This window comes from Providencia sp. M-27, from assembly GCF_011077905.1.
In the GTDB taxonomy this organism is placed as follows: domain Bacteria; phylum Pseudomonadota; class Gammaproteobacteria; order Enterobacterales; family Enterobacteriaceae; genus Providencia; species Providencia huaxiensis.
Genome location: NZ_JAALBT010000023.1, coordinates 15,315 through 37,514, shown reverse-complemented (window position 1 = coordinate 37,514; position 22,200 = coordinate 15,315). Strand labels below are relative to the sequence as shown.

The following is a 22,200-nucleotide window of genomic DNA, read 5'->3' as shown; positions in this document are numbered from 1 at the left end:
CTGTTATCACTGGGTTATGAAGTTTTCTTCTAACCGGTTTGTCGTGACAACGGATGCGCATTATAGGGAGTCGAAAAATTCTCGCAAGTGTTTTTTTGAATTTTTATTTTGTTCGTGTTTTTTTTAGCCAAAAAGGTATTTATAAGTTAAATTCGGTCTATATATTGACTATTTCAGCAGCAATTGCGCACCTACTCACGTAATATATGTATCTAAGAATTATGCTTTGAGATGAATTATGGAATTAAGTAAGCAACAAACCGCCTCACAAAAAAATCGTTCTTATATTATTGCAGAAAATCTTGGCCAGCTGATTTTAACCAGCACCTATTTACCTGATTCCACTTTACCTAGCGAATTAGAATTATCAGAACAATTCCAAGCAAGTCGAACAGCGATAAGAGAAGCAATAAAAATATTAGCGGCAAAAGGAATGGTATTAGCACGCCCCAAAATAGGTACCCGTGTTATGCCACCCTCAAATTGGAATTTTTTAGACCAAGATCTCTTAACATGGTGGTCCAATAGTGAAGAGCAATCGGTCGTGATGGAACACTTTAAAATGGTTCGACTCGCAATAGAACCTCAAGCTTGTTATCTTGCGGCTATACATGCAACAAAAGAACAAAAACAATCATTACAATTATTAGCAAGTGAAATGCAGTTACTCGCCAAAGAATTTGACAGGGCGCATTGGGTGAAAGTTGATTACCATTTCCATTTAACTATTTACAAAGCTTGTGCCAATCCCTTCCTAATTTCTTTTGCTAATTTATTCCGTTCTATTTATCAGCGTTACTTTGATGTCATCACTGATAATGAGGTTATAGAGGTCGAAATTCATCAACAACTTGCCAATGCAATTATTCATGGTAAAAGTACAATAGCACTCGACCTTTGCTATAACTTATTAACAATTACCCAAAAGCAAGACTAACAAAACAATACTCCAATTGAAGCTTTAATTTACTTGTATAGGTAACTGATGTTCAAAACAGCTAAAAATATGTCAGGCCTTCCATGGATTGCAGCAATGGCCTTTTTCATGCAAGCGCTCGATGCCACCATTTTGAATACGGCTTTACCCGATATTGCAAAAAGCCTTGATCACTCGCCGCTTGCGATGCAATCCGCCGTAGTCAGTTATACGCTTACTGTTGCTCTATTGATCCCTGTTAGTGGCTGGTTTGCAGATAGATTTGGTACAAGACGTATATTCATTTTAGCGGTTTCCTTGTTTTCTTTTGGTTCATTACTTTGTGCCCTTTCGCCTTCTTTAAACTTTTTAGTGACCTCTAGGGTTATTCAAGGTATTGGTGGGGCAATGATGATGCCAGTTGCTCGTTTAGCCTTAATAAGGGCTTACCCTCGAAGTGAATTACTACCAATATTAAATTTTGTCACCATTCCTGGTTTAGTTGGCCCAATATTGGGACCTCTGTTAGGTGGTATATTAGTCACCTATGCAACTTGGCATTGGATATTTATTATTAATATTCCTATTGGTGTTTTAGGTATCTTTTATGCGTTAAAACATATGCCAGACTTTAAAATGCCAAAACGTAAATTTGATACTTTAGGGTTCTTATTGTTTGGTTCTGGTTTAGTCATGCTATCTGTCAGCCTAGACTTATTCAGTGATAAGTCTCTTTCAACATCGATTCCAGTCACTATTGTTTTAGTCGGCTTTCTTTTCTTATTTGTTTATATTTTCCATGCAAGACGTACTAAGCATGCAATAATCCCCTTGAATTTATTTAAAACTCGCACTTTTTCTATTGGGATCAGCGGTAATATCGCAACACGCTTAGGAACAGGCAGTATTCCATTTTTAATGCCATTAATGCTGCAAGTAGGTTTCGGCTACGAAGCCGTTGTGGCGGGAATGATGATGGCACCACTAGCAATAGGTTCAATCACTGCTAAATCAGGGGTTACTCGGATCCTAACTAAATATGGCTACCGTAATACATTATTTGTCATCACCATTATTATAGGATTAATGATCGCACAGTTTTCCTTACAATCACCAAGTATGTCGATTTATCTGTTAGTTGTACCTTTATTTATTTTAGGAATGGTGATGTCTGTACAATTTACCGCAATGAATACTATTTGCCTGGCTGATTTAACAGACAATAATGCAAGTGCGGGAAATAGTATGTTAGCTGTGACTCAGCAGCTATCGATAAGCTTCGGTATCGCAGTCAGTGCTGCAATCTTAAACTTCTATGGTGGACAACCTAATAGCAATACGGTCGATAATTTCCATTACACCTTTATTACCGTTGGCGTCATTACGCTTATCTCGGCTTTTGTATTCTTATTATTAAGTAAGACAGACGGTGATAATTTAATAAAAAATAAAACCAAAAAAGCGAAGAATTAATATTTTTTAACCGATTGACGTTCAATTAACTCAGGGGTAAGAACCAAAACACTCGCATTTGCCTCTGGGTTATCCATACGATAAATAAGTTGGTCAACAGCCTGTTGGCCTAACTTATCTTTTGGCTGATGAATTGTTGTTAATGGCGGGATCATATAAGGCGAAAGATCGATATCATCATAACCAATGATTGAAATATCATCAGGCACTTTCAAACCCTTTTGGTATATCGCTTGATAAGCGCCTACCGCCATCGCATCATTACCTGCAAAAATGGCCTCGGGAGGGGTTGGTAAGCTAAGCAATTTATTCATTGACTCAAACCCACCAGCAAATTCAAAATCACTGAAAATGATATAGTCATCATAAATATTAATGCCGCCATCTGTCATGGCTTGAATAAAACCTTGATGACGCGCTCTTGCTGGTGATTTATCTTGTGGCCCTGCAATACATGCAATACGAGAGAAACCAGCTTCGATAAGGTAACGAGTGGCTATTTCTCCACCAAGAAAAGAGTTATCTTGAATGATATCGCCTTCCGACTCAAAAGGTGACCAATCCATCATAACTGTTGGCACAGCAGGGTAACGAGCCAAAACATTTTTTGATGGCCCCTGTACTTCTGTGCACATAATCAGTAGCCCATCAACACGTTTTTGTAGCAAGGTTTCTAAACTATGATTCATTCGCTGAAGGTCACCTTCAGTGTTGCACAAAATCAAACTATAACCACGTTCGTAGCAACTACGTTCTACACCCCGCACTACCTCTGCGTAAAATGGGTTATTACTTGTTGTCAGTAACATCCCAATTGTATTCGTACGATTCATCTTCAAACTACGCGCTAAAGCAGAAGGTGCATAATTTAACTCTTCAATCGCATTTTTAACGCGTATGGTAATGCTCTCGCTGACATAGCGATTTTGGTTAATAACGTGAGAGACGGTGGACGTCGACACCCCTGCAAGGCGTGCCACATCTTTCATTGTTGCCACAAGTTAATCCTGTTGAGTCAAAAACTGGTCAATTTCTTTACGCCATGGAACTGAGGGTTGAGCTCCCGGGCGAGTCACAGCTATCGCCGCCGCTGCATGAGCAAAAATAATCGCTTCTTCGTCAGCTTTACCTTCAAGCAGAGCTGTAACGTAAGCCCCATTGAATGTATCACCTGCGGCAATAGTATCCACTGCTTTTACGCGAAATGCAGAAATTATTTTGCCTTCACTACCTTTTTCACTATACCAAACGCCTCGAGAGCCGAGTGTTATCATCACTTTACTGATACCTTTTTGATGTAAAGCTTCAGCCGCATCCTGAGCACCTTGATTATCATTAACAGCAATACCTGTTAGGTGTTCAGCTTCTGTTTCATTTGGTGTGATGATATCAACTAGTGATAATAATGAATCTGGTAATGATTGAGCCGGTGCAGGGTTCAAAATGACTTTCGTATTGTTTTTCTTCGCTATTTCAGCAGCCATTTGTACTGTTTCAATAGGGGATTCCAGTTGCATCAATACCGCATCAGCTTCCACAATTTTTTGCTGATATTGAGCTAATCTTTCTTTGGTAAGTCGCGCATTTGCACCTGCATTGATACCAATTGTATTTTCCCCTTGTTGGTTCACATAAATAAGAGCAACACCTGTCGTTTCACCTTCAATGGCATCAATGCATTCGGTTTTAATATTATCGAGAAATAACTGTTTTTTTATACTCTCACCAATATCATCATCACCAACACAAGCAATAAACGTTATATCAGCACCACTGCGACCTGCTGCAACAGCTTGGTTGGCACCTTTCCCGCCAAATGCAACTTGGTAATGATCGCCTCTAACAGTTTCACCCGGCTGAGGGAAATGCTTAACATTTAATATATGATCCGCATTGATACTACCGAGAACCACCAGCTTAGCTATACCCATAACGTTTATTTCCTTTTTTATGACCCAATGGATCGCAAATTAAATAAACCGCCACAGTGCGCCATGGCGGTTTTTATCTTATTGTTTAACCACTAATTCCAATTCAACCGGAACCGTTGGATCCACTTTCTCGCCTTTTAAGACTTTATCTGCAATCTGTACACCAACAATCCCAATTTGGTCTGGGCGCTGTGCAATAGTTGCACCTAATTTTCCGCCTTCAACGGCTTTAATACCATCATTTGTTCCATCAAAGCCAACAACCAGAACATCAGTACGGCCTGCGGTTTGTAAAGCTCTTAACGCACCTAATGCCATTTCATCATTTTGTGCAAATACCGCTTGAACAGCAGGGTGTGCCGTTAACAAGTTTTGCATTACGTTCAAGCCTTTTGTTCTATCGAAATCAGCGGGTTGGCTCGCCAGTAAATTGAATTTGTGCTCTTTCGCTCCGGTATTAAAACCTTCACCGCGCTCACGTGCTGCTGATGTACCTGAAATACCTTCTAATTGAATCACTTTAGCTTCTTTGCCTGTTTTTTGTGCAATATAGTCAGCAGCCATTTTCCCGCCCATACGGTTGTCGGATGCCACATGACTGACAACTTCACCTTTATTAGCCGCTCTATCTAAAGTGATGACAGGTATATTGGCTTTATTAGCCATTAATATTGAGTTGCCCACCGCATCTGAATCCGTTGGGTTAATTAACATTAATTTTGTACCGCGAACGGTTAAATCTTGTACGTTTGCTAACTCTTTGGCTGGGTTGTCTTGAGAATCTAAAACAATCAGTTCATAACCCAATTTATCCGCTTCTTTTTGTGCGCTATCTTTCATTGTCACAAAGAATGGGTTATTCAATGTAGAAATGACGAGTGCAATACTATCTTTCGCCATCGCATTGACACTAACAGTTGCACTCAGTGCAACTGCAGATAATAACGTTGCTAGTTTGTTCAGTTTCATAATAATTTTCCTGTAGGGTTACTTTTTATTATCAACAAGTACAGCAAGTAAGATGACGACAGCTTTAACAATCATCTGGTAGTTTGACGAAATACCTAATAAGTTTAATCCATTGTTTAAAAAACCAAGGATAAGCGCACCAATCAATGTTCCGACTATACGCCCCTTACCACCAGCAAGACTGGTACCACCAAGTACAACCGCAGCGATAGCATCAAGTTCATAACCATTACCTGCCATTGGCTGAGCCGATGATAAACGTGCAACTTCAATGACACTCGCCAATGCTGCTAGCATTCCACATAAGGCATAAACCACTATTTTAATGCGATCAACATTAATACCAGAAAGACGGGTAGCCGCTTCATTCCCACCAAGTGCGTAGATGTAACGACCAAGGCGAGTATGGTGCAACATATACCATGCAGCTGCAAACACGATAATCATTAACCAGACTGGGGTAGGAATACCAAATGGGCGGCCAATACCAAACCAGCCAAATAAGTCTGCGTTATCACTAAACCCTGTATTGATAGGGCTACCGTCTGTATAAACTCGTGTCACACCACGCAATAGTAGCATCATGACTAAAGTCGCAATGAAAGCTTGGACTTTTCCTTTTGCAACAATCACCCCGGTGCATGCACCGATCGCGGCACCGAGTGCTAATGCCCCCGCAACAGCCACTAGCGCATTAACTTCCGCCCCGACCATGGAAGCTGCAACCGCGCCCGTTAAGGCCAATAAGGACCCAACAGAGAGATCAATACCCGAGGTTAAGATAACTAGCGTCATCCCAACGGCCATAATGGCGTTGACGGAGGTTTGTTGTAAGATATTGAATAGGTTATTAACCGTAAAAAAATTCGGGCTTAATGTTGATACGATGGCAATCAAAACTAAGAGTGCGATTAATGATTTTTGCTCCATCAGCCATGCTTTGCTGAACCAGCGTTTTGATGATGCGGTAGTTGAACTCATACTGATAACTCCTGAACTGAGCCATAATTTTTACCCACTGCGGCAGCCATTAAGGCTTCCTGAGTCGCGTCTTTGGCTGAAAATTCGCCGCTGATATGACCTTCGTGCATCACCAAAATGCGGTCACTCATTCCTATTACTTCAGGCATTTCTGAAGAAACTAAAATGATACTCAGCCCTTCTTTTTTAAATTGGTTAATTAGTTGATAGATTTCTTTTTTAGCACCAACGTCTACGCCACGAGTTGGCTCATCGAGGATCAGTACTTTTGGTCTTGTCATCAAACCGCGCGCAATGGCCACTTTTTGCTGGTTTCCACCTGAAAGGTTGCCAATTATTTGGTCCATAGACGGGGTTTTAATATTGAATAACCGAATGAAATCGCTAACGGTTTGCTGTTCTTCACTATGCTTGAGGCTTCCCCCTGCACGACTGAAATAACGTAATGCTGTCAATGACATATTTTCTTTCACTGACATGCCTAATACTAATCCATCTCGTTTACGGTCTTCTGAAATATAAACAATGCCACTGTTTAAGCCATCTTGTGGTGTTTTCAGTGTTACGGCTTTGCCTTCCAGTTTTATCGTGCCTGATTTTTTTGCCGCCGCGCCGTAGATGATTTTCATCAACTCTGTACGCCCCGCGCCCATCAAGCCAGATACACCTAAAATTTCCCCACTCTTCAGGGTGAAATTGGCATTTGTTACACCAGGTCCAGATACCCCTTCAAGCTGCAGCCTAATGTTTCCGGTTTCTACCTCGACCCTCGGGTACTGGTCTTCAAGCTTACGACCAACCATCATTTCAATGAGTTTTTCTTCTTCTAACTCACTCACGGGTTTCTCACCAATAAACTGGCCATCGCGGAACACGGTCACATCGTCGCAAATTTCAAAAATTTCTTTTAAACGATGGGAAATATAAACAATGCCACAGCCTTGAGCTTTTAAGTCTTCGATAACTCTAAATAGGGACTCTGTTTCCGTGTCTGTTAGTGCATCGGTGGGTTCATCCATGATAATCACTTGTGATTGAAAGCTCAGAACTTTGGCGATTTCGACCATTTGTTGTTCGCCAATAGAAAGCTCTGCAATAGTTTGATGGCTATCATAATCAAGGTTAAGCCGTTTAAGCAGTTTGTCCGATTCACTGAACATTTTTTTCCAGTCAATTTTACCAAACGCATTCACATACTCTCGACCTAGAAAAATATTCTCTGCAATAGTTAATTCAGGTATCAAATTGAGTTCTTGGTGGATAATCCCTATTCCTGCTTCTTGGGAGCTTTTAGGGCCATTAAATGCGACTTCTTTACCTAAATAGCGGATTTGACCAGCATCTTTTTTATAAATACCCGTCAGCACTTTCATCATGGTTGACTTGCCTGCCCCATTTTCCCCCACCAGCGCCATGACTTTTCCTGGGTAGACATTTAATGTCGCCCCACTGAGGGCTTTTACCCCTGGAAATGATTTATCGATCCCGATAAGTTCTAATAAAGGTTGCATAATCACCTCAGAAAGTCACACCAGAACAAAGAATAATGTTAGCGAACGGTGAACATTCTCCGGTGCGGATCACCGCTTTACTGTCATGAGTCAATTGTTTAAAGCGTTCATGGCTGCAATAAATAATTTCAATCGTATTATTTTGAGTAACTTCTAACTGTTGTAAGTGAGCCAAAATAGCGGCTTCCATTTGTGGGTTAATGGTACTGATTTCCTCAGCTAGAATGGCTTTTTCGACTTGCATCTCTTGGGTGATGACACTTAAAACTGACATGAAATCGGGTAAGCCTTGCGTAATTGCTAAATCAATACGCTCCGTTCCTTGATAAATAGGTAAACCTGCATCAGCAAGCGTTATTTGGTCTGTATGACCTAACTTTGCAATTACCGAGGTAACGTTGGCATTAAGTAAAATACCCTTTTTCATTTTTCACCGCCATTCTAGTAAGCGAAACGTTTCGCTCATGTAATAATAGTAAAGATAAGTCACAACTCAATATTGATGGTTAATATTTGTGATCAATATCGAAACGTTTCGTTCTCATTAGAAAAGCTAAAAAACAATAACTTATTGAATCACTTATAGCTGAATCGTTTTTTCTTATTTCTTGGGGCATATCAAAGAAAAATGGAAAAATAGGTCGCAGTATGTAATAAAAGAAATTGATAGTTTTGATATCAACGCCTCTATTAATAAAAGGAATGAATATGCAGCTTGCTGAACGAATAGCCCAATTAAGCAATTACCTTGAAAGCGGTTTATATGAACGCCAACAAGCTATTCGTTTGTGCTTACTCGCCACATTAAGCGGTGAAAGCGTATTTCTATTAGGCCCTCCAGGTATTGCCAAAAGCTTAATTGCACGAAGAATGAAATATGCTTTTCGCCATGCAAATGCTTTTGAATACTTAATGACGCGATTTTCAACGCCTGAAGAGATCTTTGGTCCTCTTTCAATACAAGCACTAAAAGATGAAGGACGATATGAACGATTAACCAAAGGTTATTTACCTGACGCTGAAGTGGTATTTTTAGATGAGATATGGAAAGCAGGCCCTGCCATTTTAAATACCTTATTAACAGCGGTAAATGAGCGCAAATTCCGTAATGGTGATGAAGAAAAATCCATCCCTATGCGGTTATTGGTAACGGCATCAAATGAATTACCCGATGCAGATAATAGCCTTGAAGCCCTATTCGACCGAATGTTAGTGCGTATTTGGTTGGATAAAGTGCAAGAGAAACAAAATTTTCGCGCGCTATTAACCGGAAAATCATCGCTGAATGAATCTCAAATGCCAGAGCATTTAAAAATCAGTGATGAAGAGTACCAACAATGGCAACAAGAAATTCCTAAAATTACGCTACCCGATCACTGTTTTGAACTTATTTACCAATTACGCCAACAATTAGATGCAACAGAAAAGCAGCTTTATGTTTCTGATAGGCGTTGGAAAAAAGCAGTTTATTTATTACAAGCAAGTGCTTTCTTTAATGGGCGCAATAGCGTATCTCCTCTAGATCTTGTGTTATTAAAAGATTGCCTTTGGCATGACATGCAGTCGATGAATACGTTACCGAAACTATTGCAGTCATTATTACAAGAAGATGGCTGGCAACAACGAAAGTTAACCCGCGAAATAGAGCAAACTTATCAGCAATGGATGTCATCGACCCAAGACCAAAATAACCAAGATGCATTTAAAGTTAATAAAAACAATGCGATGTTTGCTCGTAAAGCGTCCTATGTATTACCCGAAAATATCGGTGACGGTCGAATTACTCTATTTTTACATCGCCCACTGCAACTGCATAATATGAAAGTCACTTTTGTAACAACCGATAAAAAATCCCTGATAACCTTCTTAAATAAAGGAACAACACTATCTGCCCACCTAAATGGGATTGGCTTTGCACAAGAAATTGCCGCTGAGGTAAATAATTTAAATCAGATACAGTTATTAGATGTAAGCCATCAATCATCTACTTTATATATTCAAGATAAAGCTTCGTCGCTAGTGCCAAATACAAATAACCAAGAGTGGCTAGACAAGCTGGATAAAATTCAAGAAGAGATTCAAACCGCGCGTTATCAGTTTGAAAAACAACAGCCCAACTTATTTATTGAACCGCACTGGCTTGCAGATATTGAACAAAGCTTCATGAAACTCACAGAAAAGCTAAACCAATTACGTAACCAAATCACGGGTAAAGTGGCCGAATAACGATGATGAGTTTAGCCACATTAGAAATGTTGCTTTCGGTTAATGAAGGCCAATTAATTGAAGAGATCATTATATCTTTACTGGCAACCCCTCAATTAGCGGTGTTTTTTGAAAAACACCCTCGATTAAAAAAAGCTTTACTCAAAGATTTATCGGGTTGGAAAAAGGATCTCAAACAGCGTATGCAAGATGCGCTTGTTCCCGCACAACTTTCAGAAGAATTTGAACTTTATCGTCAATCCCTTGGTATTTCGACAGATGCCTTTTTTAACCAATTACCGGGGGTTATAGCAAAACTTCAGCAGCTGGATTCCCCGTTTTATCGTGAGGCACATCAGCTACAAAGTGGAAAAATAGAAAACCGCAGCGCAAGGCAGTCATTATTTGTTCAAAGATGGCGAGTTAGTTTAATTTTACAAGTGACAACTCTTCATAAAGAACTGTTAGAGCAAGAAAAAGAACAATTGCTGGCGGAGTTACAACGCCGATTAGCGTTAAGTGGCAATTTAGAGGATATCTTAGGCGAAAATGAGCGAGCTGCAGGCAGGCTATGGGACTTAACCAAAGGTGTAAACATGACTTCCGCTTATAATGACCAATTATTAAGCCGATACAGTGATTTTTTACGTCAGCAGCCTGAATTAGAAAAAATAGCGCAATTATTAGGCCGTAGCCAATCTGCTCAATCGATTCCTGACGATAGTGTTTTTCTTGAGCCCATGACAATCATGGAAAAGGTACCCGAAATAGTACCTGAGCAAGTCAACGGTTTAAATCAAAGTGATGATATTTTACGGTTATTACCTGCAGAACTCGCCATGTTAGGCCTTGAAGATATTGAATTTGAATTTTATCGAAAATTACTCGAAAAACAGCTTCTAACCTACCGATTACAAGGGGATAGCTGGCAAGAAAGAAAAGTTCTGCGCCCTATTACCCATCACCATGATGAAGAGCAGCCAAGAGGGCCATTTGTTGTATGTATTGATACATCGGGTTCGATGGGCGGTTTAAATGAACGCTGCGCCAAAGCCTTTTGCCTTGCATTAATGAAAATTGCGCTGGCAGATAACCGCTCATGCCATGTGATGTTATTTTCCACAGAAATTGTGCATTACGATTTACTTTCTATTGATGGCCTAGAGCAATGTATTCGTTTTTTACATCAAACATTTAAAGGTGGGACTGACTTGGCAGCTTGTTTACAAGAAACCGCAGTAAAATTGGAATCAAAACAGTGGATTGATGCAGATGCCGTGGTGATTTCTGATTTTGTTGCTCAGCGTTTACCTGATGAATTGATTCAAAAAATTAAGACTATGCAGAAGAAAGGTAAATACCGCTTCCATGCGGTATCTGTATCAAATTATGGGAAACCCAGCATCATGAAAATCTTTGACCATATTTGGCGTTTTGATACTGGGTTAAAAAGCAGGCTGTTACGCCGCTTTAGTCACTAATTACAGCATACCTTCAACAGATTCTTGCATTTCAGCACCCCAAACACCGCATTGTACTTGGCCAATGTGCTGGCGTTGAAGAAGTAGCATGACTAAGCGTGATTGGCCAATGCCACCACCGATAGTTTGTGGCATTTCACCTTTTACTAACGCTTGGTGCCACTCTAATTCCATACGTTTTTCATCACCGGTTAAGCCTAATTGGCGAGTCAAACACTCAGGGCTTACACGAATTCCCATTGAAGAGAGCTCAAATGCGTCCTGTAAAATAGGGTTCCACACAATGATGTCGCCGTTCAAACCACAAAAACCGTCTTCATTTTTTGTTGTCCAGTCGTCGTAGTCAGGCGCGCGAACATCATGTGATTCACCGCTAGATAGCTTACCACCGATACCAATTAAGAATACTGCGCCTAGTTCTTTTGCGATTGCACGTTCACGCCCTTTCGCATCTAAATCAGGGTAGCGCTGTAACAACTCTTCACTGTGAATAAAGTGGATTTGGTCTGGCAGGAACGGTGCCAACCCAAATTCTTTACTTACGGCAGCTTCTGTTTCTTTTATTGCCTTATAGATTTTACCCACTGTCTGCTTCAGATAAGGAAGTGTACGTTCCTCATCTGCCATCACTTTTTCCCAATCCCACTGATCAACATAGACGGAATGGATTGGGGTTAAGCGATCCTCGTCAGGACGCAACGCTTTCATATGCGTGTATAGACCTTGGCCTTCACTAAAACCGAAACGACCTAATGTTTTACGTTTCCATTTAGCCAAAGAATGAACCACTTCAAAGGTTGCACCTGGAATTGATTTCACTTTTACTTGAACGGCTTTTTCGCTGCCAGATAAGTTGTCTTGAGTACCATCCCCTAAACGGCTTAGGATTGGCCCTTGAACTTCAATCAACCCTAATTCTTTTTCAAGTAAACGTGAGAAATACGATTTCACAAAACTAATTTGTTGCTGATGTTCGATAAATGACTTGTCCATAATTTATTCCCATAATTTGTTAGCTGTGTTAGCTGATGTATAGATTAAGCAACAAAATGAGGTATAAATTCAATATCCATCATTAAAAAAAGCCTTTATTGTTTATTTTGAATAAAAAAACAGGTATAAAAATGAATAATCGTTAAAATAGAGGTGAAATAATGCCGGAAAATTATCAAATCGATAATCTCGATCGTGACATACTTCACGAATTAATGGGAAATGCACGTACACCGTATGCTGAATTAGCTAAAAAATTTGCTGTTAGCCCCGGGACAATTCATGTCCGTGTCGAAAAAATGAAGCAAGCAGGGATTATTAAAGGCACACGTATTGATATAAACCCAAAACAATTAGGCTTCGATGTTTGTTGCTTTATTGGCATTATTTTAAAAAGTGCAAAAGATTACCCAACCGCACTAAAAAAATTAGACGCCTTAGAAGAAGTTGTCGAGGTGTACTACACAACAGGGCAATACAGCATTTTTATTAAAGTGATGTGCCGTTCTATTGATTCTTTACAAGACGTACTTATCAACAAAATTCAGACCATTGATGAGATACAATCCACAGAAACACTGATCTCCTTACAAAACCCGATCTTACGAACAATCAATCCGTAGAAAAAAAATGATATAACCACATTATCCACAGGTAGATCCCAGCTCATTCACAGCGTACAATAGCGCACTATTATTGTGAAAGAGAATCACCATGACAAAAGTAACCTTAATAAGTGGCAGTACAATGGGCAGTGCGGAGTATGTTGCCGAGCACATGGCAGAGATGTTAGAAGAACTCGGTCATGAAACTGAAATTCAACATGGCCCAAAGCTTGATGACTTAACACTTGAAGGCATATGGCTGGTGGTGAGCTCAACACATGGTGCAGGTGATCTCCCTGAAAATATTCAACCTCTTTTTGATTCAATAGAAGAAAGCGCTCCTGATCTAAGCCAAGTTCAATTTGGTTCTGTAGGGATCGGCAGCTCTGAATATGACACTTTCTGTGGAGCGATCCACAAAATAGATGCTTTATTAATCAAGCAAGGGGGTATAAGGATCGGTGAATGTTTGGAAATTGATGTCCAACAACACGAAATACCGGAAGATCCCGCAGGTGAATGGGTTAAAATTTGGGCAAACGAACTCTAGTTTGATTAAAATAACAGCAATCAACTGTGGATAACTCAGGGAAGATCCCGGTATTAACCCGTAGTTATCCAGAGTATAAGTTTTAAGGCTGACAAGGCCTGTGTATAAGTACCCTTTTTGATCCCAGCTTATACGCAAACGGATCACGGATCATTCACAGTATATGATCCTTTACACTTTTATGATCTTTAAAGTGAAAATCCACTTATCCACAGAAACCCGTGATCCTAATAAAAGATCTAATAAAGAGATCTTTAAATAAAAAGATCTTAATATTATATAAGGGAGAAACCTAAAGCTTGGTCTCTTCCTCAAACTTGAGTAGAATTCTCTCCTCAAATGCACAATCCGCATTTTCTAACGTTTAAGGTTCACACATGTTTTATCCAGAGCAATTTGACGTCATCGTAATTGGTGGTGGTCATGCCGGTACTGAAGCAGCAATGGCAGCTGCACGTATGGGGCGTCAAACCCTATTACTGACTCACAATATTGATACATTGGGCCAGATGTCTTGCAACCCAGCCATCGGTGGGATCGGTAAGGGACATCTGGTTAGAGAAATTGATGCGCTAGGTGGCTTGATGGCCACAGCAACAGACAAAGCAGGTATTCAATTTAGAACATTAAATGCCAGCAAAGGGCCTGCAGTTCGTGCGACTCGAGCACAAGCTGACCGTGTTCTTTATCGCCAAGCTGTCAGAATGGCTTTAGAAAACCAGCCTAACTTAATGATTTTCCAACAACCTGTAGAAGACTTAATTGTTGAAAACAATAGGGTCACAGGGGCTATTACCCGCATGGGCTTAAAATTTAAAGCCAAAGCGGTGGTATTAACCGTTGGTACTTTCCTTGATGGCAAAATTCACATTGGTTTAGAAAATTACAGTGGTGGTCGTGCAGGAGATCCTCCTTCAATTTCACTTTCTCAACGTTTGAGAGAATTACCTTTACGTGTTAATCGTTTAAAAACAGGAACGCCACCACGTATTGATGCAAGAACCATTGATTTCAGTCAGTTAGCTCAACAGCTAGGTGACGACCCAATGCCAGTATTTTCATTTTTAGGTTCACAAGATCAACACCCACAACAGATGCCTTGTCATATCACCTATACCAATGAAAAAACGCATGAAGTGATCAGAAATAATCTGGATCGCAGCCCTATGTACGCAGGCGTGATTGAAGGGATCGGCCCACGTTACTGCCCTTCGATCGAAGATAAAGTCATGCGTTTTGCTGATAAAGACTCACATCAGATCTTCCTAGAACCTGAAGGCCTAACCAGCAATGAAATTTACCCTAACGGGATATCCACCAGCTTGCCATTTGATGTCCAAATGCAAATTGTTCATTCCATGAAAGGAATGGAAAATGCGAGGATCATTCGTCCTGGCTATGCCATTGAATATGATTTCTTTGACCCTAGAGATCTAAAACAGACGCTTGAAAGTAAATTTATTGATGGATTATTCTTTGCTGGCCAAATTAACGGCACTACAGGTTATGAAGAAGCTGGAGCTCAAGGCCTATTAGCAGGCCTTAATGCGGCACAACATGCCTTTGGTTTAGAAGGTTGGTTCCCTCGTCGTGACCAAGCTTATATCGGTGTTCTCGTTGACGATCTTTGTACTTTAGGGACAAAAGAACCTTACCGTATGTTTACCTCACGTGCAGAATACCGTTTGATGCTTCGTGAAGACAATGCGGATTTACGTCTAACAGAAAAAGGCCGAGAGTTAGGTTTAGTTGATGACGTTCGCTGGGCTCATTTTAATAACAAAGTCGAATTGATTGAAAAAGAGCGCCAACGCTTAAAAGATATCTGGGTTCATCCAAAATCAGATAACCATACAGAAATAGATGGAATTTTAACCGTTCCATTATCGAAAGAAGCCAATGGGGAAGATTTACTACGTCGCCCGGAAATGACGTATAAAATGTTAACCTCACTCAACCTTTTTGCTCCAGCTATTGATGATCCTCAAGCCGCGGATCAAGTGGAAATTCAAGTTAAATACGAAGGTTATATTGCCCGCCAAAAAGAAGAAATCGAAAGACAACTGCGTAATGAAAATACGTTGTTGCCTGTTGACCTCGATTACAAACAAGTTAAAGGGTTGTCTAACGAGGTAATGGCGAAACTGAACGACCATAAACCGACATCTATTGGTCAAGCATCACGAATTTCAGGGATCACGCCTGCTGCAATCTCTATTTTACTTGTTTGGTTGAAAAAGCAAGGCATGCTACGCCGGAGCGCTTAACATGGATTTATTATCAAAACTGAATCAATTGCTAGTAAAAACCGATATCAACTTGACGGAAAAGCAAAAACAGCAACTCATTGACTATGTTGGGTTATTAGCGAAATGGAACAAAGCCTATAACCTGACATCGGTACGTGACCCACAACAGATGTTAATCCGCCATATCATGGATAGCATAGTGGTGAACGGTCAACTCATCGGGCAACGTTTTATTGATGTTGGAACGGGCCCTGGTTTACCCGGCGTGCCTTTAGCGATTGTTCGACCTGATTCCCATTTTGTTCTATTGGACAGCTTAGGGAAGCGTGTACGCTTTTTAAAACAGGTTCAACATGAGTTAGGGCTGACTAATATTGAGCCTGTTCAATCACGCGTTGAAGAGTTTCCAGTGGAAAAAAGCTTTGATGGTGTGATTAGCCGCGCATTTGCTTCGTTGAATGACATGTTGAGTTGGTGCCATCATCTACCTTCAGCAGAAGGGCGTTTTTATGCACTCAAAGGTGTCATTCGTGATGATGAAATGGCGCTACCAGACGAGTTTATGATTGAATCGATCACGGAACTTGAAGTGCCCGAACTTGATGAGCAACGTCATTTAGTTAAAATTTCGATGAAATAAAGTTGCTTTCTATCAAATAATTTTATCATTTAGAGCGATAGCTGGACGTTTACAAACGGCCAGCTATTTTTATTCGCCATCAAATAATAAAAATATATATTTTACGTGGTATTTACACGGCAATAACGAATAAGTTGCAAAAATAAGGCATTGAAAGAAAAATACTGGCTAATTGATGATTTTTACTTAATCGATTTAGCAAAAAAATAGTGAATCGAAAAATATTGGATTTACTCTTTCAAAATTTAGCTTAGGAATTAATTTCTTTAATTATTTGATTTACTGGTTAAATCTATTTTTTGCTATGAATAAAATTGAAGTAATAAATAAAGTGAATAAAGTTAAATGTGATATATGTCACATTTATATGAATGTATGCAGCAATTCATTAACTATTTATTAAATATTACAGCGACAATTCTGCGCTAACTCGAAAAAATTAAATATTTATTCACCTTTTCGCTACTTACTGATTGAATTCATTTCGCCTGCCCGTATAATTTGCACGTTTTTGTCTCTTGACACATTTACGCAAAGGCAGTTTTATACAACACTTAGCGTTTCTGAGGCTGAGAAGAGCTGGGAGTAAACAAAAGTTATGTCTGTATCCCTTTATGACAACAAGCATGCTGTAAAGCAGTTGTCTGTTCAGTTGATAACTTTTGTGATCCTCAGTGGGGCTTTCTGTGCAAATAGTATAGAATGGGGGGCCTCTGCTCTTGCTGGTGGGTTAGCATGCTGGTTACCAAATATCGTATTTATGCTGCTATCACAATTTCAGAAAGCAAAAGGAGAGGATGAACCTGTCCGCATTGCCTGGTTCTTAGCATTAGGAGCAGGGCTAAAGGTTGTTACAACTATCACTGTCTTAGTTGTTGCTTTCGGTGTGTTCAAAGCGTCATTAACACCACTGGGTTTGACCTATTTAGCGGTGCTAATTGTTCAGATTGTTGCACCAGCCGTTTTTAAACGGTAAGTATTTTTAAACTACAAAAGGGTAAGAGGCATCATGTCTGCATCAGGAGAAGTGATGACTACAGAGGATTACATAGGCCACCATCTGAGAAACCTTCAGTTGGACCTGAGTACCTTTAAGTTGGTCGATCCCCACGCTAGTCCAACATTTTGGACGTTGAACATTGACTCGCTTTTTTTCTCAGTAGTTCTCGGGGCTCTGTTCCTGTGGCTATTTAGAAGAGTTGCAGCCAATGCGACTAGTGGCGTACCCGGTAAGTTACAGACTGCAATAGAACTGATCATTGGTTTCGTTGATAACTCAGTCCGTGATATGTATCACGGTAAGAGCAAAGTTATTGCTCCTTTAGCATTAACAGTGTTCGTCTGGGTATTCTTAATGAACCTGATGGATTTACTACCAATTGATTTCCTTCCGTATATTGCTGAACATTATCTCGGGTTACCTGCATTACGTGCAGTACCAACCGCAGATGTTAGTGTCACATTATCGATGGCTATTGGTGTGTTTATCCTAATCCTCTTCTACAGCATCAAAATGAAAGGAATTGGCGGATTTACAAAAGAGCTCACAATGCAGCCTTTTAACCATCCTGTCTTCATTCCAGTCAACTTGATTCTTGAAGGGGTAAGCCTGCTGTCAAAACCTGTATCACTCGGTCTGCGACTGTTTGGTAACATGTATGCAGGTGAATTGATCTTTATTCTTATCGCGGCTCTGCTTCCGTGGTGGTCACAGTGGTTGTTAAGCCTACCTTGGGCTATCTTCCACATACTGATTATTACGCTACAAGCCTTTATTTTTATGGTTCTAACAGTTGTTTATCTGTCGATGGCATCTGAAGAACACTAATTTAATTTTATCAATAATTGTATTAACTGAAACAAACTGGAGACTGTCATGGAAAACCTGAGTATGGATCTGCTGTACATGGCTGCCGCTGTGATGATGGGCTTAGCGGCGATCGGTGCTGCGATCGGTATCGGCATCCTAGGTGGTAAATTTTTAGAAGGTGCTGCTCGTCAGCCAGATTTAATTCCTCTGCTGCGTACACAGTTCTTTATCGTAATGGGTCTGGTCGATGCTATTCCGATGATTGCTGTTGGTCTGGGCTTGTATGTAATGTTCGCTGTTGCCTAATTAACGTTACGGAACACTGTAAGAACATTAATTCACTAATGAATATGAGGTATTGTCTGTGAATCTAAATGCAACAATCCTCGGCCAGGCTATCGCGTTTGTCCTGTTTGTTTGGTTCTGTATGAAGTATGTATGGCCACCGATTATGGCGGCCATTGAAAAACGTCAAAAAGAAATTGCTGACGGTTTATCTTCCGCAGAACGTGCTAAAAAGAACCTGGAACTGGCGCAAACCGACGCAACCGACCGACTGAAAAAAGCGAAAGCTGAAGCTCAAGTCATCATTGAACAAGCGAATAAACAACGCGTTCAAATGATTGATGAAGCAAAAGCAGAAGCAGAAGCAGAACGTGCAAAAATCGTCGCACAAGCGCAAGCTGAAATTGATGCTGAGCGTAAACGTGCACGTGAAGAGTTACGTAAACAGGTTGCGATGCTTGCTATCGCAGGTGCCGAGAAGATCATCGAACGTTCCGTGGATGAAGCTGCTAACAGCGACATCGTTGATAAACTAGTCGCTGAACTGTAAGGAGGGAGGGGCATGTCTGAAATTGCTACTGTAGCTCGCCCCTACGCCAAAGCAGCTTTTGACTTTGCTGTGGAAAACCAAGCTGTTGCTAAATGGCAGGAAATGCTGGCCTTCACCTCTGAGGTGACGCGCAATGAGCAGGTTGGTGAGCTGCTTTCTGGTTCTATTGCACCAGAAACATTAGCTAAAACGTTTATCTCTGTTTGTGGAGATGAAATTGACGAGCATGTTCAGAATCTGATTCGTGTTATGGCAGATAACGGGCGTTTAACGACGCTACCAGAAGTTTTAACGCAGTTTATCCAATTGCGCGATTCTCTGGAATCAACCATTGAAGTTGATGTTTTATCCGCTAACGAACTGAGTGAACAGCAGTCAGCTAAAATTTCTGCAGCGATGGAAAAACGTCTGTCACGCAAAGTTAAGCTGAATTGCAAAATTGATAAGTCTGTTATTGCTGGAGTGATCATTCGTGCTGGAGACCTCGTCATCGACGGGAGTATCCGCGGTCGCTTAGAGCGTTTAACTGACGTCTTGCAGTCTTAAGGGGACTGGAGCATATGCAACTGAATTCCACCGAAATCAGCGAACTGATCAAACAGCGTATTGCTCAGTTCGATGTTGTGAGTGAAGCTCACAATGAAGGTACGATTGTATCCGTTAATGACGGTATTATTCGTATTCACGGTTTAGCCGAGGTCATGCAGGGTGAAATGATCGCGCTGCCTGGCAACCGTTACGCTATCGCACTGAACTTAGAGCGTGACTCTGTTGGTGCGGTCGTTATGGGTCCTTATGCCGACTTGGCAGAAGGCATGAAAGTTAAATGTACTGGTCGTATTCTTGAAGTTCCAGTAGGCCGTGGCCTGCTAGGACGTGTTGTGAATACACTGGGTCAACCAATTGATGGTAAAGGTCCTGTTGATAACGATGGCTTCTCTCCTGTAGAAGTTATTGCTCCAGGTGTTATCGACCGTCAATCCGTTGATCAACCTGTTCAAACTGGTTATAAATCAGTCGATGCCATGATCCCAATCGGTCGTGGTCAGCGTGAGCTTGTTATCGGTGACCGTCAAACAGGTAAAACTGCTTTGGCAATCGATGCAATCATCAACCAACGCGACTCTGGCATCAAATGTGTTTACGTCGCTATCGGTCAAAAAGCATCAACTGTTGCTAACGTTGTCCGTAAACTTGAAGAACATGGCGCTCTGGAAAACACCATTGTTGTTGTTGCAACTGCATCTGAGTCAGCTGCACTGCAATATCTGTCAGCTTACGCTGGCTGTGCAATGGGCGAATATTTCCGTGACCGCGGTGAAGATGCTCTGATTGTTTATGATGACCTGTCTAAACAGGCTGTTGCGTACCGTCAAATTTCACTGTTACTGCGTCGTCCACCAGGACGTGAAGCATACCCAGGTGATGTTTTCTATCTGCACTCACGTTTACTTGAGCGTGCTGCTCGTGTTAACGCTGAGTACGTTGAAGCATTCACTAAAGGTGAAGTTAAAGGAAAAACGGGTTCATTGACTGCATTGCCAATCATTGAAACTCAAGGCGGTGACGTTTCTGCATTCGTTCCGACTAACGTAATTTCGATTACAGATGGTCAGATCTTCCTGGAATCTAACCTGTTTAACTCTGGTATTCGTCCAGCGGTTAACCCAGGTATTTCAGTATCTCGTGTTGGTGGTGCTGCTCAGACTAAAATTATCAAGAAATTGTCTGGTGGTATCCGTACAGCACTTGCTCAATATCGTGAACTGGCAGCGTTTGCTCAGTTTGCTTCAGACCTTGATGATGCAACGCGTAAGCAGCTGAGCCACGGTCAGAAAGTAACTGAGTTGCTGAAACAGAAACAGTATGCACCTATGTCAGTAGCAGAGCAGTCACTGTCTCTGTTTGCGGCAGAACGTGGATTCTTGGATGATGTTGAGTTAGCTAAAATTGGTGCGTTTGAAGCTGCTTTAGTTTCTTATGCATTGCGCGAGCATGCTGACCTTATGAACGAAATTGGCCCGGCTGGTAGCTATAACGATGATATCGAAGGCAAGTTGAAAAAACTGCTCGAATCATTTAAAGCAACCCAGTCCTGGTAATACTATTCGGCCCGAGTTTCTAGGGCCGTCTGGTTAATAAGGAGAAGCAGAAATGGCCGGCGCAAAAGAGATACGTTCCAAGATCGCCAGCGTGCAAAACACGCAGAAGATCACTAAAGCGATGGAAATGGTCGCTGCGTCCAAAATGCGTAAAACGCAGGAACGCATGGCGGCCAGCCGTCCTTATGCAGAGACCATGCGCAGTGTAATTGGTCACTTAGCATTAGGTAATCTGGAATATAAACATCCATATCTCGAAGAGCGTGAAGTTAAGCGTGTCGGGTATCTGGTTGTTTCAACAGACCGTGGTCTGTGTGGTGGCTTGAACATTAACTTGTTCAAAAAACTGTTAGCAGAGATGAAGTCGTGGTCTGAGAAAAACGTTCAGGTTGATTTGGCTTTAATCGGTTCTAAAGCGGTATCATTCTTCGGTTCTGTGGGCGGCAATGTCGTGACACAAGTTACCGGAATGGGGGATAACCCAACGCTTTCGGATTTGATTGGTCCAGTTAACACTATGCTACAAGCCTATGATGAAGGGCGTTTGGATAAACTGTATGTGGTGACGAATAAGTTCATCAATACAATGTCTCAGGAGCCAACTATTCTTCAATTGTTACCATTGCCTGCAAGCAATGATGAAACACTGAAGAAGAAGTCTTGGGATTACATTTACGAACCCGATCCAAAGGCGTTGCTGGATACCCTGCTACGTCGTTATATCGAGTCGCAGGTTTATCAGGGCGTCGTTGAAAACCTGGCTAGTGAGCAGGCCGCACGAATGGTAGCGATGAAAGCCGCTACTGATAATGGTGGAAACCTGATCAAAGAGTTGCAGTTGGTTTACAACAAAGCTCGTCAGGCCAGCATTACTCAGGAGCTTACCGAAATCGTTTCGGGTGCTTCCGCGGTTTAACAGCTAGGTTTACGAATTACGTAGAGGATTCAA

At 41.1% G+C, this 22,200-nt stretch carries 22 protein-coding genes; 15 read left to right on the top strand and 7 right to left on the bottom strand.

What is annotated here, in order from left to right; translation table 11 throughout:
- Window positions 1-238 precede the first annotated feature (238 nt).
- Window positions 239-937, top strand: coding sequence for a FadR/GntR family transcriptional regulator (locus tag G6Q48_RS20150; protein WP_102140438.1), 699 nt, complete (start codon window positions 239-241; stop codon window positions 935-937).
- Window positions 938-985: 48 nt separating this feature from the next.
- A complete protein-coding gene (mdtD, locus tag G6Q48_RS20145) occupies window positions 986-2,389 on the top strand; it encodes a multidrug transporter subunit MdtD (RefSeq protein WP_102140437.1) in 1,404 nt (467 codons plus the stop codon).
- Here mdtD and rbsR read toward each other — a convergent pair.
- The 6 genes from rbsR to rbsD form a co-directional block, all read right to left on the bottom strand.
- The gene (rbsR, locus tag G6Q48_RS20140) at window positions 2,386-3,387 is read right to left on the bottom strand and encodes a ribose operon transcriptional repressor RbsR (protein ID WP_166268174.1); all 1,002 of its coding nucleotides are present in this window, start codon (window positions 3,385-3,387) and stop codon (window positions 2,386-2,388) included. The genes mdtD and rbsR overlap by 4 nt on opposite strands.
- A gap of 3 nt (window positions 3,388-3,390) precedes the next feature.
- Complete coding sequence (gene rbsK, locus G6Q48_RS20135) at window positions 3,391-4,320, bottom strand: ribokinase (protein WP_166268172.1); 930 nt, start codon at window positions 4,318-4,320, stop codon at window positions 3,391-3,393.
- A 78-nt stretch (window positions 4,321-4,398) separates the two neighbouring features.
- On the bottom strand, window positions 4,399-5,289 hold the full coding sequence (gene rbsB / locus G6Q48_RS20130) for a ribose ABC transporter substrate-binding protein RbsB (protein WP_166268170.1): 891 nt from the start codon (window positions 5,287-5,289) through the stop codon (window positions 4,399-4,401).
- 18 nt (window positions 5,290-5,307) lie between these two features.
- Window positions 5,308-6,270, bottom strand: coding sequence for a ribose ABC transporter permease (gene rbsC / locus G6Q48_RS20125; protein ID WP_102140434.1), 963 nt, complete (start codon window positions 6,268-6,270; stop codon window positions 5,308-5,310).
- Window positions 6,267-7,781 carry a ribose ABC transporter ATP-binding protein RbsA gene (gene rbsA, locus G6Q48_RS20120; RefSeq protein ID WP_166268167.1) on the bottom strand — a complete coding sequence of 505 codons (1,515 nt, stop codon included), beginning with the start codon at window positions 7,779-7,781 and terminating at the stop codon, window positions 6,267-6,269. Before rbsA ends, rbsC begins: the two co-directional genes overlap by 4 nt.
- Window positions 7,782-7,788: 7 nt before the next feature.
- The gene (gene rbsD / locus G6Q48_RS20115; RefSeq protein WP_102140432.1) at window positions 7,789-8,208 is read right to left on the bottom strand and encodes a D-ribose pyranase; all 420 of its coding nucleotides are present in this window, start codon (window positions 8,206-8,208) and stop codon (window positions 7,789-7,791) included.
- A 281-nt stretch (window positions 8,209-8,489) separates the two neighbouring features.
- Between rbsD and ravA the strand changes: the two genes are divergently transcribed.
- The gene (ravA, locus tag G6Q48_RS20110; RefSeq protein ID WP_102140431.1) at window positions 8,490-10,007 is read left to right on the top strand and encodes an ATPase RavA; all 1,518 of its coding nucleotides are present in this window, start codon (window positions 8,490-8,492) and stop codon (window positions 10,005-10,007) included.
- A gap of 2 nt (window positions 10,008-10,009) precedes the next feature.
- Window positions 10,010-11,467, top strand: coding sequence for an ATPase RavA stimulator ViaA (gene viaA, locus G6Q48_RS20105; RefSeq protein ID WP_166268165.1), 1,458 nt, complete (start codon window positions 10,010-10,012; stop codon window positions 11,465-11,467).
- On the opposite strand, the gene asnA is transcribed toward viaA, so the two are convergent.
- The gene (asnA, locus tag G6Q48_RS20100) at window positions 11,468-12,460 is read right to left on the bottom strand and encodes an aspartate--ammonia ligase (RefSeq protein WP_102140429.1); all 993 of its coding nucleotides are present in this window, start codon (window positions 12,458-12,460) and stop codon (window positions 11,468-11,470) included. It lies immediately after the preceding gene.
- A gap of 161 nt (window positions 12,461-12,621) precedes the next feature.
- Here asnA and asnC point away from each other — a divergent pair, with 161 nt between their 5' ends.
- From asnC to atpG, 11 genes are all read left to right on the top strand, one after another.
- Complete coding sequence (gene asnC / locus G6Q48_RS20095) at window positions 12,622-13,083, top strand: transcriptional regulator AsnC (RefSeq protein WP_125893840.1); 462 nt, start codon at window positions 12,622-12,624, stop codon at window positions 13,081-13,083.
- Window positions 13,084-13,174: 91 nt separating this feature from the next.
- Complete coding sequence (gene mioC, locus G6Q48_RS20090) at window positions 13,175-13,615, top strand: FMN-binding protein MioC (RefSeq protein WP_166268163.1); 441 nt, start codon at window positions 13,175-13,177, stop codon at window positions 13,613-13,615.
- A 377-nt stretch (window positions 13,616-13,992) separates the two neighbouring features.
- Window positions 13,993-15,882 carry a tRNA uridine-5-carboxymethylaminomethyl(34) synthesis enzyme MnmG gene (mnmG, locus tag G6Q48_RS20085; protein WP_102140426.1) on the top strand — a complete coding sequence of 630 codons (1,890 nt, stop codon included), beginning with the start codon at window positions 13,993-13,995 and terminating at the stop codon, window positions 15,880-15,882.
- 1 nt (window position 15,883) lies between these two features.
- Window positions 15,884-16,504, top strand: coding sequence for a 16S rRNA (guanine(527)-N(7))-methyltransferase RsmG (gene rsmG, locus G6Q48_RS20080; protein ID WP_102140425.1), 621 nt, complete (start codon window positions 15,884-15,886; stop codon window positions 16,502-16,504).
- Window positions 16,505-17,102: 598 nt separating this feature from the next.
- The gene (atpI, locus tag G6Q48_RS20075) at window positions 17,103-17,480 is read left to right on the top strand and encodes a F0F1 ATP synthase subunit I (protein WP_102140424.1); all 378 of its coding nucleotides are present in this window, start codon (window positions 17,103-17,105) and stop codon (window positions 17,478-17,480) included.
- 33 nt (window positions 17,481-17,513) lie between these two features.
- Window positions 17,514-18,332 carry a F0F1 ATP synthase subunit A gene (gene atpB / locus G6Q48_RS20070; RefSeq protein ID WP_042846803.1) on the top strand — a complete coding sequence of 273 codons (819 nt, stop codon included), beginning with the start codon at window positions 17,514-17,516 and terminating at the stop codon, window positions 18,330-18,332.
- Window positions 18,333-18,380: 48 nt separating this feature from the next.
- On the top strand, window positions 18,381-18,620 hold the full coding sequence (gene atpE, locus G6Q48_RS20065) for a F0F1 ATP synthase subunit C (RefSeq protein ID WP_004093904.1): 240 nt from the start codon (window positions 18,381-18,383) through the stop codon (window positions 18,618-18,620).
- Window positions 18,621-18,678: 58 nt separating this feature from the next.
- Window positions 18,679-19,149 (top strand): F0F1 ATP synthase subunit B, encoded by a 471-nt coding sequence (gene atpF, locus G6Q48_RS20060; protein ID WP_004906301.1) that lies wholly within the window; start codon window positions 18,679-18,681, stop codon window positions 19,147-19,149.
- 12 nt (window positions 19,150-19,161) lie between these two features.
- Window positions 19,162-19,695 carry a F0F1 ATP synthase subunit delta gene (atpH, locus tag G6Q48_RS20055; protein ID WP_102140423.1) on the top strand — a complete coding sequence of 178 codons (534 nt, stop codon included), beginning with the start codon at window positions 19,162-19,164 and terminating at the stop codon, window positions 19,693-19,695.
- Between the two features lie 14 nt (window positions 19,696-19,709).
- On the top strand, window positions 19,710-21,251 hold the full coding sequence (atpA, locus tag G6Q48_RS20050) for a F0F1 ATP synthase subunit alpha (RefSeq protein ID WP_102140422.1): 1,542 nt from the start codon (window positions 19,710-19,712) through the stop codon (window positions 21,249-21,251).
- 52 nt (window positions 21,252-21,303) lie between these two features.
- Window positions 21,304-22,167 (top strand): F0F1 ATP synthase subunit gamma, encoded by an 864-nt coding sequence (gene atpG / locus G6Q48_RS20045; protein WP_102140421.1) that lies wholly within the window; start codon window positions 21,304-21,306, stop codon window positions 22,165-22,167.
- Window positions 22,168-22,200: the final 33 nt, after the last annotated feature.

Coding starts and splice junctions, on each gene's coding strand:
- G6Q48_RS20150 (WP_102140438.1), top strand. CDS start 239: ATGGAATTAAGTAAGCAACAAACCGCCTCACAAAAAAATCGTTCTTAT.
- mdtD (WP_102140437.1), top strand. CDS start 986: ATGTTCAAAACAGCTAAAAATATGTCAGGCCTTCCATGGATTGCAGCA.
- rbsK (WP_166268172.1), bottom strand. CDS start 4,320: ATGGGTATAGCTAAGCTGGTGGTTCTCGGTAGTATCAATGCGGATCAT.
- rbsB (WP_166268170.1), bottom strand. CDS start 5,289: ATGAAACTGAACAAACTAGCAACGTTATTATCTGCAGTTGCACTGAGT.
- rbsC (WP_102140434.1), bottom strand. CDS start 6,270: ATGAGTTCAACTACCGCATCATCAAAACGCTGGTTCAGCAAAGCATGG.
- rbsA (WP_166268167.1), bottom strand. CDS start 7,781: ATGCAACCTTTATTAGAACTTATCGGGATCGATAAATCATTTCCAGGG.
- rbsD (WP_102140432.1), bottom strand. CDS start 8,208: ATGAAAAAGGGTATTTTACTTAATGCCAACGTTACCTCGGTAATTGCA.
- ravA (WP_102140431.1), top strand. CDS start 8,490: ATGCAGCTTGCTGAACGAATAGCCCAATTAAGCAATTACCTTGAAAGC.
- viaA (WP_166268165.1), top strand. CDS start 10,010: ATGATGAGTTTAGCCACATTAGAAATGTTGCTTTCGGTTAATGAAGGC.
- asnA (WP_102140429.1), bottom strand. CDS start 12,460: ATGGACAAGTCATTTATCGAACATCAGCAACAAATTAGTTTTGTGAAA.
- asnC (WP_125893840.1), top strand. CDS start 12,622: ATGCCGGAAAATTATCAAATCGATAATCTCGATCGTGACATACTTCAC.
- mioC (WP_166268163.1), top strand. CDS start 13,175: ATGACAAAAGTAACCTTAATAAGTGGCAGTACAATGGGCAGTGCGGAG.
- mnmG (WP_102140426.1), top strand. CDS start 13,993: ATGTTTTATCCAGAGCAATTTGACGTCATCGTAATTGGTGGTGGTCAT.
- rsmG (WP_102140425.1), top strand. CDS start 15,884: ATGGATTTATTATCAAAACTGAATCAATTGCTAGTAAAAACCGATATC.
- atpI (WP_102140424.1), top strand. CDS start 17,103: ATGTCTGTATCCCTTTATGACAACAAGCATGCTGTAAAGCAGTTGTCT.
- atpB (WP_042846803.1), top strand. CDS start 17,514: ATGTCTGCATCAGGAGAAGTGATGACTACAGAGGATTACATAGGCCAC.
- atpE (WP_004093904.1), top strand. CDS start 18,381: ATGGAAAACCTGAGTATGGATCTGCTGTACATGGCTGCCGCTGTGATG.
- atpH (WP_102140423.1), top strand. CDS start 19,162: ATGTCTGAAATTGCTACTGTAGCTCGCCCCTACGCCAAAGCAGCTTTT.
- atpA (WP_102140422.1), top strand. CDS start 19,710: ATGCAACTGAATTCCACCGAAATCAGCGAACTGATCAAACAGCGTATT.
- atpG (WP_102140421.1), top strand. CDS start 21,304: ATGGCCGGCGCAAAAGAGATACGTTCCAAGATCGCCAGCGTGCAAAAC.